Origin of the sequence: Muriicola sp. SD30 (assembly GCF_041205185.1) — a bacterium.
GTDB lineage: Bacteria > Bacteroidota > Bacteroidia > Flavobacteriales > Flavobacteriaceae > Muriicola.
Genome location: NZ_JBGEWB010000002.1, coordinates 571,267 through 585,420, shown reverse-complemented (window position 1 = coordinate 585,420; position 14,154 = coordinate 571,267). Strand labels below are relative to the sequence as shown.

General features: G+C 42.1%; 14 protein-coding genes. 6 read left to right on the top strand and 8 right to left on the bottom strand.

Features of this window, described 5'->3' with window-relative positions:
• Positions 1-6: 6 nt before the first annotated feature.
• Entirely contained in the window at positions 7-1,308 is a 1,302-nt protein-coding gene (gene tyrS, locus AB8P51_RS07735) for a tyrosine--tRNA ligase (protein ID WP_369748223.1), read from the bottom strand.
• A gap of 102 nt (positions 1,309-1,410) precedes the next feature.
• Here tyrS and AB8P51_RS07730 point away from each other — a divergent pair, with 102 nt between their 5' ends.
• Positions 1,411-2,430, top strand: a complete 1,020-nt coding sequence (locus tag AB8P51_RS07730) for an NAD-dependent epimerase/dehydratase family protein (RefSeq protein ID WP_369748222.1) — start codon at positions 1,411-1,413, stop codon at positions 2,428-2,430.
• A gap of 1 nt (position 2,431) precedes the next feature.
• On the opposite strand, the gene AB8P51_RS07725 is transcribed toward AB8P51_RS07730, so the two are convergent.
• The 3 genes from AB8P51_RS07725 to AB8P51_RS07715 are packed head-to-tail and all read right to left on the bottom strand — an operon-like array spanning position 2,432 to position 4,900.
• The gene (locus AB8P51_RS07725; protein WP_369748221.1) at positions 2,432-2,836 is read right to left on the bottom strand and encodes a DUF4296 domain-containing protein; all 405 of its coding nucleotides are present in this window, start codon (positions 2,834-2,836) and stop codon (positions 2,432-2,434) included.
• Positions 2,833-4,170 (bottom strand): dihydroorotase, encoded by a 1,338-nt coding sequence (locus AB8P51_RS07720; RefSeq protein WP_369748220.1) that lies wholly within the window; start codon positions 4,168-4,170, stop codon positions 2,833-2,835. Before AB8P51_RS07720 ends, AB8P51_RS07725 begins: the two co-directional genes overlap by 4 nt.
• Before the next feature lies 1 nt (position 4,171).
• The gene (locus AB8P51_RS07715) at positions 4,172-4,900 is read right to left on the bottom strand and encodes a polyprenol monophosphomannose synthase (RefSeq protein ID WP_369748219.1); all 729 of its coding nucleotides are present in this window, start codon (positions 4,898-4,900) and stop codon (positions 4,172-4,174) included.
• A 131-nt stretch (positions 4,901-5,031) separates the two neighbouring features.
• On the opposite strand from AB8P51_RS07715, the gene AB8P51_RS07710 reads away from it, so the two are divergent.
• The 3 genes from AB8P51_RS07710 to AB8P51_RS07700 are packed head-to-tail and all read left to right on the top strand — an operon-like array spanning position 5,032 to position 8,104.
• Positions 5,032-6,696 carry an ArnT family glycosyltransferase gene (locus tag AB8P51_RS07710; protein ID WP_369748218.1) on the top strand — a complete coding sequence of 555 codons (1,665 nt, stop codon included), beginning with the start codon at positions 5,032-5,034 and terminating at the stop codon, positions 6,694-6,696.
• Positions 6,696-7,352: a DUF4271 domain-containing protein gene (locus tag AB8P51_RS07705; protein WP_369748217.1), complete on the top strand. Its 657-nt coding sequence runs from the start codon at positions 6,696-6,698 to the stop codon at positions 7,350-7,352. Before AB8P51_RS07710 ends, AB8P51_RS07705 begins: the two co-directional genes overlap by 1 nt.
• Positions 7,353-7,357: 5 nt before the next feature.
• Positions 7,358-8,104 (top strand): uroporphyrinogen-III synthase, encoded by a 747-nt coding sequence (locus AB8P51_RS07700; RefSeq protein WP_369748216.1) that lies wholly within the window; start codon positions 7,358-7,360, stop codon positions 8,102-8,104.
• Between the two features lie 14 nt (positions 8,105-8,118).
• Here AB8P51_RS07700 and pckA read toward each other — a convergent pair whose 3' ends face one another.
• Positions 8,119-9,735 carry a phosphoenolpyruvate carboxykinase (ATP) gene (gene pckA / locus AB8P51_RS07695; protein ID WP_369748215.1) on the bottom strand — a complete coding sequence of 539 codons (1,617 nt, stop codon included), beginning with the start codon at positions 9,733-9,735 and terminating at the stop codon, positions 8,119-8,121.
• Positions 9,736-9,801: 66 nt separating this feature from the next.
• The gene (locus AB8P51_RS07690; protein WP_369748213.1) at positions 9,802-10,188 is read right to left on the bottom strand and encodes a DUF423 domain-containing protein; all 387 of its coding nucleotides are present in this window, start codon (positions 10,186-10,188) and stop codon (positions 9,802-9,804) included.
• An 80-nt stretch (positions 10,189-10,268) separates the two neighbouring features.
• Here AB8P51_RS07690 and AB8P51_RS07685 point away from each other — a divergent pair, with 80 nt between their 5' ends.
• Positions 10,269-11,642, top strand: coding sequence for a saccharopine dehydrogenase family protein (locus AB8P51_RS07685; protein WP_369748212.1), 1,374 nt, complete (start codon positions 10,269-10,271; stop codon positions 11,640-11,642).
• Positions 11,643-11,689: 47 nt separating this feature from the next.
• Positions 11,690-12,160 carry an Lrp/AsnC ligand binding domain-containing protein gene (locus AB8P51_RS07680; RefSeq protein WP_369748211.1) on the top strand — a complete coding sequence of 157 codons (471 nt, stop codon included), beginning with the start codon at positions 11,690-11,692 and terminating at the stop codon, positions 12,158-12,160.
• Between the two features lie 43 nt (positions 12,161-12,203).
• On the opposite strand, the gene AB8P51_RS07675 is transcribed toward AB8P51_RS07680, so the two are convergent.
• Both AB8P51_RS07675 and ald read right to left on the bottom strand, forming a co-directional pair.
• A complete protein-coding gene (locus AB8P51_RS07675) occupies positions 12,204-12,899 on the bottom strand; it encodes a zinc metallopeptidase (RefSeq protein ID WP_369748210.1) in 696 nt (231 codons plus the stop codon).
• 92 nt (positions 12,900-12,991) lie between these two features.
• Entirely contained in the window at positions 12,992-14,092 is a 1,101-nt protein-coding gene (gene ald, locus AB8P51_RS07670) for an alanine dehydrogenase (protein ID WP_369748209.1), read from the bottom strand.
• Positions 14,093-14,154 lie beyond the last annotated feature (62 nt).

Sequence of the window (14,154 nt, the reverse complement as noted above, 5' to 3'; positions counted from 1 at the left end):
TGAATTTTAGTTATCAGAAACGGCTAAAATAAAATAGCTTTTCTTACCGCGTTGTAAGAGTACATACCTATCATTGATAAGGTCTGATTCTTTTATCATATACCCCTCGGAAACTTTTTCCTTGTTAACAGAAATGGAATTTTGTTTCAGTTCCCTTCTCGCTTCTCCATTGGAATTAAGAAATCCTGTATTTGCAGCCAGGGCAGCTATTATGTCGAGTCCGTTGTTAATATCCCCTCTGGATATCTCTGCCTGTGGAACTCCTTCAAAGACTTCCAGGAAGGTATATGCATCAAGTGATTTGAGATCAGAGGAAGTAGATTTGCCAAAGAGGATGGTACTGGCCCTGATCGCATTTTCAAGATCGCCTTTGGAATGGACCATGGTGGTCACCTCTTCAGCCAATTTTTTTTGAAGTGTTCTTAAATGTGGTGCCTGCTGGTGCTCTTTAACCAGGCTCTCAATGTCTGCCCGGGACAAAAACGTAAATATCTTGATGTACTTTTCGGCATCCTCATCTGAGGTATTGATCCAATATTGATAGAATTTATAAGGAGACGTCCTATGGGCGTCAAGCCAGACATTTCCGTCTTCTGATTTGCCAAATTTAGTGCCATCTGCTTTGGTGATCAGGGGACAGGTTAAAGCATACCCTTTCCCGCCTCCAATACGCCTGATCAATTCTGTTCCCGTGGTGATATTCCCCCACTGATCACTTCCTCCCATCTGGAGGGTACAGTTGTAATTCTGATACAAGTACAGGAAATCGTATCCCTGCACCAATTGATAAGTGAACTCGGTAAAGGACATACCTTCTTTAGCCTCTGCATCAAGTCTCTTTCTAACGGAGTCCTTCGCCATCATATAATTCACCGTGATGTGCTTTCCCACATCCCTTATAAAGTCGAGAAAACTGAAATCCTTCATCCAGTCGTAATTATTGACAAGGACTGCACCGTTTTCAACATCAGTGTCAAAATCGAGAAAGCGGGATAGCTGCTCTCGGATGGCCTCCTGATTTAATCTCAGGGTTGTTTCATCCAGCAAATTGCGCTCGCTGGATTTACCCGAAGGATCCCCTATCATTCCGGTTGCACCTCCGATAAGGGCATAAGGCTTATGTCCGGCAAGCTGAAAATGCCTCAGCATCATCACCCCTACCAAATGACCAATATGAAGTGAATCTGCGGTAGGATCAATCCCCACGTAAGCCGATTGCATTCCCGACATCAGGTGCTCTTCTGTTCCGGGCATCACATCGTGGAGCATGCCCCTCCATTTCAGTTCCTCTACAAAATTTGAATCCATCAGGTTTCCTTTTCTTAGAATGATGCAAAGATAAAAGAAATACTATGGAGCCAAACCCCCTTAATTGTAAATATATCCGTGAGTTTTAAGTATTTTAGGCCCATGATTTTAGTGACCGGCGGAACTGGTTTAATAGGTGCACATTTACTGTATAAACTACTTAGCGATAATAAGGAGGTAAAAGCTATTTACAGGACTGAGGAATCTCTGCAGGAGGTAGTTTCAATCTTTGAGCATTATAGTGAAGAGGCGGCCTCTTTATTTAAAAGAATAACCTGGGTCAGGGGTGACATAACCGATGTGCCTTCCCTGGAAAGCGCTTTTAAAGGGGTTACACAGGTCTATCATGCTGCAGCCATGATCTCTTTCAACCCGGCTGCCTGGGAATCCCTGAAAAAAACAAATGTTGAAGGCACGGCTAATGTGGTTAACCTCTGTTTGTCATATAAGGTTAAAAAATTGTGCTATGTGAGTTCAATTGCAGCGATAGGAAAGGGAGCAGAGAAAGGCATAGTGACCGAAGAAAATGAGTGGGTAGAATCGGAAACCAGTGTTTACGCCTTGTCAAAACATCTTGCTGAAATGGAAGTTTGGAGGGGATCACAGGAAGGGCTTCGCGTAGTAATAGTGAATCCGGGTGTTGTTCTGGGTCCGGGAAACTGGCATCAGAGCAGTTTGAAATTCTTTAAAAGGGCAGCGAATGGTATGCGGAGATATATTCCGGGAGGAACCGGATTTGTCACTGTAAACGATGTGGTGTCTGCTATGTATAAACTTATGGAGTCGACGGTTTACAACGAGCGATTTATTTTGGTAGCCAGCAATATGAGTTTCAGGGAATTGCTTACTGAGATTAGTAAATCATTCGGAATAGTACCCCCGGCTAAACAAATACCCTTTTGGTTATTGGAGGCCGGTTGGAGGCTCGACTGGTTTAGTCATTACTTTCTCAATACAAAGAGAAGGCTTACACGGGATACGGTGAATTCCCTAAAAAAACAGCAGCATTATTCTTCGGAAAAAATTATTAAGACCATTGATTTTGAGTTCTCAGGTCTGAATGAGAGCATCAAAACAACCTGTGAATATCTCCGCGGGAGGTACCCAGAAGCCTTTGAGTAATCTATTCCCTGTAAACGGAGTCCTTTATAATCCTGCTCCTTTTTACCAGACTGTCATTTCTCTTCTTCCTGTTTTCTTCAACTTTCTCCTTCTCGTCTTCCAACCGGGCGGCCACCTCTTTGTAAATCGACTCATAAACCAGGGGCTTTGAAGCGTAGTACATATCACTTTTTACAAATTGCAGACTATCTACACCGTATTGATCAAACAGAAAGGTAGTTGGATTATCAAAATGTATTTCAAGAATCGCCTTATTGGTACCCTTAGCCGAATTGAGGATGGCAAGGTCGTATAACAAGCTGGTCATTTTTTCCTTAGGAATCAGATTTTCTGGTTTTTCAACAACCTCCTCAGCACAGGAACTGAGAATGATTAAAGCCATTAAAGCGAGAACCCTGATTTTCATGTTCGGTTAAATGTTAATCGTTTTGCCCGTCTTTCTTTTGAAAAAGTACCATTTTCATAAGCGAGGTGTCCGTTGACAAAGGTATGTGTAATCTTTGATTTAAAGGATGTGCCTTCAAATGGTGACCACCCGCATTTGTAATAAAGATTTTCCTTATTTACCTGCCATGGATCATTGGGATTCACCACTACCAAATCTGCAAAGTATCCTTCACGCAAGTACCCCCTATCTTTTATATCGAACAGGATCGCCGGATTATGACACATTTTGGTAACCATGGTTTCCCGACTGATTTTATCCTGGAGCATTTTTTCCATCATTGCAGGTAAAGCGTGTTGTACCAGAGGTCCCCCTGAAGGGGCTTTCATGTAACTCTGATCCTTCTCTTCAAGGGTATGGGGCGCATGATCTGTAGCCACCACATCAATCCTGTTATCAAGCAAAGCTTTCCACAGTCCCTCTCTGTCGCTCGATTTCTTTATTGCAGGGTTCCATTTTATATGGGTACCGTATTTTTCGTAATCTTCATCTGAAAACCAAAGGTGATGCAAACATACTTCTGCTGTAATCCTCTTCTCACTTAGCGGTATATCATTTGAAAACAGTTCTAATTCTTTAGCAGTAGACAAGTGGAAGACATGAAGGCGTGCTCCCGTCCGCTTTGCGAGTGCCACAGCTTTGGAGGAGGAGAGATAGCAGGCCTCCTCACTTCTGATCTTCGGATGATACTTCACAGGAATGTCATCTCCAAATTCACTCTGATACTTTGCAAGATTTCGCCTGATGGTTGTTTCATCTTCGCAATGAGTTGAAATGACTAATTCTGTGTTTCTGAATATCTGCTCTAAAACATGTTCGTCGTCTACCAGCATATTCCCTGTGGAGGAACCCAAAAAAAGCTTAACCCCCGAACAGGCATTCTTATCCAGTCGCTTTAATTCTTCGAGATTGTCATTCGTCCCGCCAAAGAGAAAAGAATAGTTTGCATAGGAAGACTGTGCTCCCATCTGAAACTTTTCTTCCAGCTTCTCAAGCGTCGTCGTTTGAGGGTTCGTATTAGGCTGTTCCATAAAAGTGGTAATGCCACCGGCAATTGCAGCCCGACTTTCAGTGGAAATAGATCCTTTGTGTGTTAGACCGGGTTCTCTAAAATGTACCTGGTCGTCAATAATACCGGGGAACAGATAGCTGCCTTCTACATCGATGGTGATTGCGGTCTCAGATGTTATAGACGGGGCTATCTTGGCTATTCTTTCGCCATCAATCAGCAAATCTGCTTCTTGCGTAATCCCCTCATTGACCAACAAAGCGTTTTTGATTAATGTCTTTCCCATCTTAAAAACCATTTCTATTAAAAAGGCTGCGCAACCTCATACTGATGACCCCAAAAACAGCTTCCCAGATAATGGAGGAGCTCATTTTTGATTTCCCTTTTTCCCTGTCAGTAAAGATAATAGAGACCTCTTCAATCTTGAATTTTTTCAGATACGCTCTGTATTTCATCTCAATCTGAAAAGCATAGCCAATAAATTTCACAGAATCCAGGTCCAGGGCTTCCAGTACTGTACGCCTATAGCAGACAAAACCGGCCGTTGGGTCATGTACACGCATCCCTGTAATGATCTTTACATAAAACGAAGCTCCGTAGGAAAGAAGAACTCGGTAAAGAGGCCAGTTCACAACATTTACCCCCTTTTTATAGCGCGATCCTACAACAACATCTGCCCCGTTAACACAAGCCCTGTATAATCTCGGAAGGTCAGTGGGCCTGTGGGAGAAGTCGGCATCCATCTCAAAGATAAATAGGTAGTCTCTATCCAGGGCCCATTTAAATCCGTGGATATAAGCAGTCCCCAGGCCCGATTTCTCAAATCGTTCTTCCAGAAATAGCTTCCCTTCGTATTTTTTTTGTAATCCCCTTACCGCATTACCCGTGCCATCGGGAGAGTTATCGTCTACCACCAAAACATGGAAATCCTTCTGAAGTTCGAATACGGCCTCAATGATGGCCTCTATATTCTCGATCTCATTGTAGGAAGGAATTATTACTAAACTATCTGTCATCAAATAAGGGAGATTATGGCAAAAATAAGGCTTTCAAACGACTGTATAAGAATCGGGTTAAATTTTTCTTATCCGGTTTAACCCAGAGATAGATGTGATTATTTGTAATTTTGGACTGTAGCTGACATAGAATGAAACAAAAGTTTCCTGTACTCTTTCTGTATATCCTCCTCACCGTATTCATCCTGAACCTACTTCAGGCTAATTTCACGCAATTACTTTTCGACGAAGCTTACTACTGGTATTACGCCAAAGATCTCGATTGGGGATATTTTGATCATCCGCCTATGGTGGCCTTTCTTATTGCTCTTGGTAGTGTGTTTTTTGAAAATGAATTGGGAATTCGCCTGATGAGTTGTTTCCTGAGTGCAGGAACGATAGGCATTCTCTGGCTATTAGTGGATCATCCTAAAAAAAGAGATTTTATCCCCCACTTTTTTGTTCTGCTACTCTCAATGACTCTGGTTCACGCGTATGGCTTTTTAATGCTGCCGGATACGCCCCTTCTCTTTTTTACGGCTCTGTTCTTTCTGGCCTACAGGTATTTCCTTGAGAAACCCGGATTCCTGGCTGCCCTCTTTCTGGGCCTGGTGATGGCAGCACTGATGTATAGTAAGTATCATGCGTTCCTGGTCATAATTTTTGTCCTGCTCTCCAATCTACGTTTACTGCGAAATCCATATGCGTGGCTTGCGGTTGTTGTCTCACTGCTGAGTTATACACCCCATTTTCTGTGGCTGTATGAACACGATTTTGTTTCGGTAAAATATCACCTTTTTGAAAGGCCAAACAGGCCGTATGAGTTTTTCGATTTTACCCTGGGATATATTGTAAATTTAATTGCCATCTTCGGCCTTACATTCTACTGGATCTACCGGGCTCTCTTTAAAAATAAGGAAAAAGAACTCTTTCTTCGTGCCTTGAGATTTGTCACTTTCGGAGTATTGTTGTTTTTTCTTGTTTCCAGTCTGCAACGGCGGGTCCAGACACAATGGATCATCGTAATATGTATCCCGGCAGCTATTTTGGTTTACAACTATATGCTGACTGATAAACTGACCCGAAAATGGATTTTCAGAATGGGTCTGGTCAATATTTTAATTTTGCTTTTCCTGAGGATTGGACTAGTGTTCGAACCTCTTTTCCCCGTGGTTTATGAAACACACGGAAATAGAACCTGGGTGAAGAAAATCACTTCGCAAATAGGGGATATCCCTGTGGTTTTTGAAAACTCGTACAGAATGGCTCCCATGTTTTCTTTCTATTCGGGAAATCCCTCTTATTCACTCAACAATGCCTGGTATAGGGAGAATCAATATTCTATTGATACATCCGAAGAATCTATTCGTGGGAAAAAAGTACTTTATGTGTCAAAATATTTGCCCGGGGGAGATATTTCTTTTACCATGCCAGATAGCACCCTCTTTTATGGGGTGTATAAGGACCCATTCCTGTCTTATAGAAAACTGAGAACTGAAATAATTGATTTATCTGGTACGCAGATGGGAAGTCGGTTTGTCTTTGAACTGTACAATCCATATGCTTTTGAAATTCCATTGGGCGAACTCGAGTTTGGATTGGCTTTGCTCGATTCGTACAAACAACTTATTGATATTATCCCATTGGAGGCTGGGCAAAGCGGGGAAGAAAACGAGAAGATAGCTGCTGGGGCTCGCATGAGGTTGCAATCCGAATTTCCTGACGTCCCACTTGAAAAGGTAGCCTATGTAAAAGTGGTCATCTCTGAGAATGGATTGAGGTGGGGGTTAAATGGAACTAAAACTGCAATCGATTAATGGAACCAATACTCAGAGAAATAACTAGTTCAGATTGGATTACGATTATTATTTTTTCGAGCGGACTTTTTCTTGTGCTCGCAAAAAGTTTGTTCTACAGCCGATTTCTGAATTTTATCATTCTGCCATTCAACAATAAGTATGTTTTTCTTTACAACAAAAAGGATAAACTGATGAATTGGTTCCACATTTTTTTTACAGTTTTCCTTTTGCTGAATTTATCTCTCTTTCTCTATATCGGAATCAATCTTTACCGTCCTGAAGAAGTAATTTCCTCCCCTATGCTTTTCGCCCTGATTGCCGGACTGCTGTTTTTATTTCTCTTTGCCAAGATTATCACCCAGCTCGGCAGTAGTACTATCTTTAATTCACAACAGATTATTTCGGATATCATTTTTAAAAAAATATCCTACCTAAATTACAGTGGCATGGTGATGTTCCTTGTGAACCTTCTACTCTGCTATGTTTTTACGGGCTCTAAAACCGTTTATTTTGTTGGGGTTGTTTTAATTTTATTGATTTTAATCATTGGATGGGTAACTATAATTAAAACGCATCTTAAGTTCCTTACTTCCTACTTTTTCTATTTTATTTTGTACCTTTGCGCACTCGAAATTGCCCCTTTGATCATTATTGTGAATGCTCTAAAAGTTTGATGTCTATGAAAATCAAAACGATTTTGGTCTCTCAGCCGGAACCTAAGATGGAAAACTCTCCCTACCTCCGTCTTATTGAGAAAGAACATGTCAGGGTAGACTTCAGGCCATTTATTCATGTTGAAGGAGTTGATGCTAAAACCGTTAGGCAGCAAAAGATTGATCTCAAAGAATTTACCGCTATAATTTTAACGAGCAGAAACTCTGTTGATCATTTTTTCAGGATCGCCGAAGAGATGAGGTTCAAGGTCCCGGATTCCATGAAGTATTTTTGCCAGTCAGAAGCTGTAGCCTTTTACCTTCAGAAATACGTGGTTTACAGAAAGCGTAAAATCTACGTAGGGAAACGAAATTTCATCGATCTGCAACCCCTCTTTAAAAAATACAAGGAAGAAAAATTTCTACTTCCCTCTTCGGATGTGTTAAAAACAATTGTTCCGGATACTCTGGATGAAATGAAACTGAATTGGAAGCGGGGTATTTTTTACAAAACTGTGATTAGTGATCTTTCCGATCTTAGAAATGTATATTACGATGTTCTGGTTTTCTTCAGTCCCTCAGGAATAGAATCCCTATTAAAGAATTTTCCCGACTTCGAACAAAACAATACGAGGATAGCAGTCTTTGGCAATTCTACAATTCAGGCCGCCACAGAGGCCGGTTTACGCATAGATATTAAGGCCCCAACTCCTGAAACTCCCTCGATGACCATGGCATTGCAGAAGTATATCACCAGCGTCAATAAAAAATAATTCCAGATTCAGTATCAGAATGCATATCGCTGAGGCCCACCTCGACGAATCTCTTCATTGGCATAAGCCTCAAATTTCACGAAATTCTCACGGAAAGCGTTAGATAATTTAAATGCAGTCTTGTAATAAGCCTCATCGTTATTCCAGGTTGCACGCGGACTAAGGACACTTGTAGGTACTCCCGGACATGATCTGGGCTGTGCTACACCAAATACAGAATGAATATGGTAGGTGTCATAGGAATAAAGTCCGAGTGCCCCGCTCAGGGCAGCGTGAATCATGGCCCTGGTATATTTTAATTTCATTCGCGTTCCAACTCCAAAGGGTCCACCTGTCCAACCTGTGTTCACAAGCCAAACATTTACTCCGGATTCCTTCATCTTCCTGCTGAGCATTTCAGCATATTTAGTAGGATGTAGGGGCATAAAAGGTGCGCCGAAACAGGCAGAGAAAGAAGGGATAGGTTCCACAACGCCCGCCTCAGTACCGGCAACTTTAGCCGTATAACCTGAAATGAAATGATAGGCTGCCTGACTGGGAGTAAGTTTGCTGATGGGAGGCAAGACCCCAAAGGCGTCTGCGGTGAGAAAAAATATGTTTTTCGGATTCTTCCCTATGGATGGCTCCTGAATATTATCGATGTGATAAATAGGATAACTCACCCTTGTATTCTGGGTTATGGTCGTATCCTCAAAATCGACATTTCCCTGCTCGTCCATAATTACATTTTCAAGGATGGCTCCTTTCTTTATAGCCTTGAAAATCCCGGGTTCATTTTCCTCAGATAAGTTGATCACTTTCGCATAGCATCCCCCTTCAAAATTAAAGATGGTGTTTTCTGCGGTCCATCCATGCTCATCATCCCCTATAAGCCTCCTGTCAGGATCCGTTGATAACGTGGTTTTTCCCGTACCGGACAAACCAAAGAAAATAGCAGTATCTCCTTCTTCACCAACATTGGCGGAACAATGCATGGGGAGGGTGTTTTGATAAACGGGAAGCAGGAAATTGAGGGCAGAAAATATCCCCTTTTTGATTTCACCTGTGTATCCTGTCCCTCCGATCAGGGCAATTTTTCGTGTGAAGTTTAAGATGGCAAAATTGTGTTGTCTTGTACCTGCCTTTTCAGCATTCGCCATAAATCCCGGAGCATTGACTACGATCCAGTCTGCATCAAATGACTCTAATTCTGACTCTGAAGGCCTTATAAACATATTATAGGCAAACAGGTTAGACCAGGGATATTCATTGATCACTCTAATTCCCAGACGATAATCCTTATCTGCACAGGCAATACAATCGCGCACAAAAACCTCTTTCTCAGATAGATATGCTACTACCTCATCGTATAGTTCATCAAATTTTCCCGGTTCGAAGGGTTTATTGATAGGACCCCACCAAACCTTGTCTTCGGTAATGGCGTCTTTGACAATAAATCGGTCCTGTGGAGATCTCCCGGTAAATTCGCCTGTATTTACAGCCAGAGCGCCCGAAGAAGCTTCCTTTCCCATTCCTTTATCAATAGTAATCTTGTGAAGAACTTCAGGATCTAATTGATAGTGAACATTTTTACTATTGATCCCATAGGGTTTTAACGAAATCGTTTTCGTAGATGAATCAGAGGAGGTCATAAATGCCTTGTTTTATACCACAAAACTAGAAAAATATTGGAGGACGCCACAGAAAATATGGCATCTTTAGTTAAAGTACTTAAAAATGCGATATCCAAGTAAAAACCATGCCGTAATCAGAATCGCACCCCCAAGAGGGGTTATAAAAGCGATACCTTCCAGATTGATCGAATGGAGACTGCTCGTAGCCAGTAAATAGATAGAGAAAGAGAACAGAATAACTCCGAGCAGCAGGCACCAAAAGATCCACTTTTTACCTGGCTCAGCAATCTTTGAGGTTGATCCCAGCCACAAAAGCAACAAGGCGTGATACATTTGATAGTTTACAGCTGTCTTATAGCTGTCCAGAGAGGAATCACTGATGAGCTCCTTTAATCCGTGTGCCCCGAATGCTCCTAAAAGAACGGCAGAAATCCCAAAGAAAACTCCAAAAAGCAAGATTGTTCTGTTCATAACTTAAAGTCGGTAAATTCTGATAAATGTAACAATTTGATACCTTAGTATTTTCTGAATTCAAAGGTAAAGAAATAAGAATGAGGCGTAACATTTTGATATTTGGAGCGGGGAAGTCTACTTCCTACCTCCTCGACTATTTTAAAGAAAAATCTGAGATTGAATCTCTGCATCTCACTATCGCTGATCTCCATTTAGACAGGATACCCTTGGCACTTAGAGAGCATCCCTGCTGTACACCCCTAAAATTGGATATCAGTGATGCCAAGGCCAGATCAAAGGCTATTGAAAAGGCCGATATCGTTATATCTATGCTTCCGGCCCGTCTGCATCAGTCCGTAGCATCAGATTGCCTCCTTCACCGTAAAAATTTAGTAACCGCCTCCTATATCAGTAAGGAAATGGAAGCTATGAAAGAGAAGGTAAAAAAGGCCGGACTGATTTTTATGAATGAAATAGGTCTCGATCCGGGTATTGATCATATGAGTGCCATGCAGATCATTGATAAGATCAGGGCAAAAGGAGGGAGAATGCTTCTTTTTGAGTCGTTTACAGGTGGGCTGGTTGCCCCCGAAAGTGATAACAACACCTGGAATTACAAATTTACCTGGAATCCAAGAAATGTAGTCATGGCCGGACAAGGTGGGACTGCAAAGTTTATACAGGAAGGAACTTACAAATACATCCCTTATCACAAATTATTTAGGCGTACAGAATTTATGGAAATTCCCGGATACGGGACTTTTGAAGCCTATGCTAACCGTGATTCACTCAATTACAGAGAGGCCTATGGCCTTCATCACGCCCTTACTCTTTATCGAGGTACCATGAGGCGGGTTGGGTTCTCCAAAGCCTGGAATATGTTTGTACAGCTTGGAATGACAGATGATAGTTATGTAGTTGAAGGTTCAGAAGACATGTCGTACAGGGAATTTACGAATCTCTTTCTCCCCTACTCGCCCACTGATTCGGTGGAGCTAAAGCTACGTCATTATCTAAAGATCGATCAGGACGATATTATGTGGAAAAAGCTGGTTGAACTCGACATATTTAATCCCGATAAGAAGATTGACCTAAAAAATGCCACCCCTGCACAAATGCTTCAGAAAATCCTTGAAGATCAATGGACGTTAGAAGAAGAGGACAAGGATATGATTGTTATGTATCACAAGTTTGGTTATGAACTCAATGGGAAAAAATATCAGATAGACTCCAACATGGTTGTTATAGGACAGAACAGAACACATACTGCCATGGCCAAAACTGTGGGATTGCCGGTAGCAATGGCCACCTTGTTAATCCTGAATGACAAGATAAAGACTCCGGGGGTACAAATACCCCTGCGCAAAGAAGTGTATGAACCTATCCTCAGCGAATTAGAATCTTATGGGGTAATCTTTAAGGAATACGAGGTTCCCTATCTTGGCTATAATCCCGATTCGGTAGCAGGTTAAAGAGTGTAAGGAGAAATATTATATTTGTTTATAATTAAAATCAAAATATGCCATCTGCCAACGATAAAGTAAAAATAGACGGAATAGACAAAAAGATATTAAGATTTTTAATGGCAGATGCGAGAAAACCTATACTCGAGATTGCCAGAAATATTGGTATATCGGGGGCTGCCATACATCAACGCCTGCGGAAGCTTGAAAAATCTGGCCTTATTGCCGGATCAAAATTTGTGATCAATCCAAAAATTCTGGGATATACCACCATGGCCTATATAGGTATTTTTCTAGATAAGGCCATGAGTAATCCCCGAGCAGTTAAGTCACTTGAAAAGATTCCCGAAGTTTTAGAATGTCATTACACCACAGGAAACTGGTCTATTCTGATCAAGGTTCTCTGTAAAGACAATGAACATCTTATGTATGTACTCAATAAGAATATTCAGCAGATAGAAGGGGTTTCCAGAACAGAGACCTTTATTTCTCTTGATCAACAGATAGACAGGCAGATCACTATATAAAAAAACCCGGGAACTAGCCCGGGTTTATTCTAAATTCCTCTGATTAATCCCGTCCACCTAACACTTGAATGCCCCAGTAAACAAGAGTGGCCAGAGATCCTATAGCCGCAACAAGATAGGTTCTTGCTGCCCATTTTAAAGCGTCCTCTGATCCCTTGTATTCTTCGGGAGTTACCATGTTCCTTTGTTTCAACCACGCTAGTGCGCGATTACTGGCGTCGTATTCAACAGGCAACGTAATAAAACTAAAAAGTGTGGCAAGACCCATCATAATCAGGCCGGCAATAGCCACATACCAACCAAAACCAACTCCAGCAGCGGCACCAAGCATGAGTCCGCCAAACACGATCCAGGTAGACATCCCGGAAGTTACGCTCACTACCGGTACCAGTTTAGAGCGCATGGTAAGCCATTCATAAGCCTGAGCATGTTGTACCGCATGTCCGCATTCATGAGCAGCTACAGCTGCAGAAGCAGCATTTCTTTGGCTGTACACACTTTCACTCAGGTTTACAGTTTTATTTACCGGATTGTAATGATCAGTCAGCATTCCTGAAGTGGAGACTACCTTAACATCTCTTATTCCGTGGTCGGCCAGCATTTTTTCAGCAATTTCGGCCCCGCTCATCCCATTTCGAAGGTGAACCCTGGAGTAGTGTTTAAACTTACTTTTTAACTTGCTGCTCACCAACCAGCTCACTAGGGCAACGGCTCCCAACAAAATATAATAGGTCATCATAGTATTCGCATTTAGATTTTAAAATTACAAATAACATAACAAAAACCCCGCCAATTGCGGCGGGGTAATTTAAACTGACAAAATGTACCTAATTAAGCCAGAGCCTCTTCCCATCCGAAGGTCTCCACAATTTCCCTGTAGGCTATTTCCCCTTCGATGATATTCAAGCCTTTATGCAGGGCTTCATCTTCCTCACATGCCTTATACCAACCTTTGTTTGCCAGGGCAAGAACAAAAGGTAAGGTTACGTTGGTAAGGGCCATCGTTGAAGTATAAGGTACTGCCCCGGGCATATTGGCTACAGAATAATGGACTACATCGTCTATGATATAGATAGGATCTTCATGAGTTGTAGGCTTAGTGGTTTCAACACATCCCCCCTGGTCAACTGCCACATCCACAATGACGGTTCCCGGCCTCATCATCTTGAGCATATCCCTGCTGATCAGATTAGGGGCTTTCGCTCCTTTCAGCAATACGCCTCCGATTATAAGATCGTGGGTTTCGATATGCTTTCGGATATTGAATTCATTTGAGTATTCTGTTACGACATGACTGGGCATCACATCGTTTATGTAACGAAGGCGTTTCATATTAACGTCCAGAATGGTTACATGGGCCCCTAATCCGGCTGCCATTTTAGCAGCCTGAGTTCCTACTACTCCGGCGCCAAGAACAAGAACCTTGCCGGGAGCGACCCCGGGAACACCTCCCAGTAAGACACCCCTGCCTTTTTTAGGTTTCTCCAGATATTTCGCTCCCTGTTGTATGGCCATTCTCCCTGCAACTTCCGACATAGGGGTCAACAAAGGCAGTGTACCATCAGAGTCTTCAACAGTTTCATATGCTATACATATTGCTCCACTGGCGAGCATTGCCTTTGTTAATATTTCGCTGGAAGCAAAGTGGAAATAAGTGAAGATGACCTGCCCCTGCCTTATCAGACTATACTCCTGCTCTATAGGCTCCTTGACCTTTACAATCATATCACTCGAGGCATAGATCTCATCAATGCTTTCAAGAATAGTAGCCCCTGCGGTCTGATAGTCCTTATCAAAAAATCCACTTCCTTCGCCGGCAGTGGATTGTACAAAAACCTTGTGATGGTTCTTTACCAGTTCGTAAACACCGGCCGGGGTCATGCCCACCCGACTTTCATTATTTTTAATTTCTTTTGGTACCCCGATAATCATGCCTTTTTGTTTTGTTTGTTCGTTTCCTCAAAATTGAAACTATAAATCTGCTTAGAGAAAAA

Coding starts and splice junctions, on each gene's coding strand:
- tyrS (WP_369748223.1), bottom strand. CDS start 1,308: ATGGATTCAAATTTTGTAGAGGAACTGAAATGGAGGGGCATGCTCCAC.
- AB8P51_RS07730 (WP_369748222.1), top strand. CDS start 1,411: ATGATTTTAGTGACCGGCGGAACTGGTTTAATAGGTGCACATTTACTG.
- AB8P51_RS07725 (WP_369748221.1), bottom strand. CDS start 2,836: ATGAAAATCAGGGTTCTCGCTTTAATGGCTTTAATCATTCTCAGTTCC.
- AB8P51_RS07720 (WP_369748220.1), bottom strand. CDS start 4,170: ATGGGAAAGACATTAATCAAAAACGCTTTGTTGGTCAATGAGGGGATT.
- AB8P51_RS07715 (WP_369748219.1), bottom strand. CDS start 4,900: ATGACAGATAGTTTAGTAATAATTCCTTCCTACAATGAGATCGAGAAT.
- AB8P51_RS07710 (WP_369748218.1), top strand. CDS start 5,032: ATGAAACAAAAGTTTCCTGTACTCTTTCTGTATATCCTCCTCACCGTA.
- AB8P51_RS07705 (WP_369748217.1), top strand. CDS start 6,696: ATGGAACCAATACTCAGAGAAATAACTAGTTCAGATTGGATTACGATT.
- AB8P51_RS07700 (WP_369748216.1), top strand. CDS start 7,358: ATGAAAATCAAAACGATTTTGGTCTCTCAGCCGGAACCTAAGATGGAA.
- pckA (WP_369748215.1), bottom strand. CDS start 9,735: ATGACCTCCTCTGATTCATCTACGAAAACGATTTCGTTAAAACCCTAT.
- AB8P51_RS07690 (WP_369748213.1), bottom strand. CDS start 10,188: ATGAACAGAACAATCTTGCTTTTTGGAGTTTTCTTTGGGATTTCTGCC.
- AB8P51_RS07685 (WP_369748212.1), top strand. CDS start 10,269: ATGAGGCGTAACATTTTGATATTTGGAGCGGGGAAGTCTACTTCCTAC.
- AB8P51_RS07680 (WP_369748211.1), top strand. CDS start 11,690: ATGCCATCTGCCAACGATAAAGTAAAAATAGACGGAATAGACAAAAAG.
- AB8P51_RS07675 (WP_369748210.1), bottom strand. CDS start 12,899: ATGATGACCTATTATATTTTGTTGGGAGCCGTTGCCCTAGTGAGCTGG.
- ald (WP_369748209.1), bottom strand. CDS start 14,092: ATGATTATCGGGGTACCAAAAGAAATTAAAAATAATGAAAGTCGGGTG.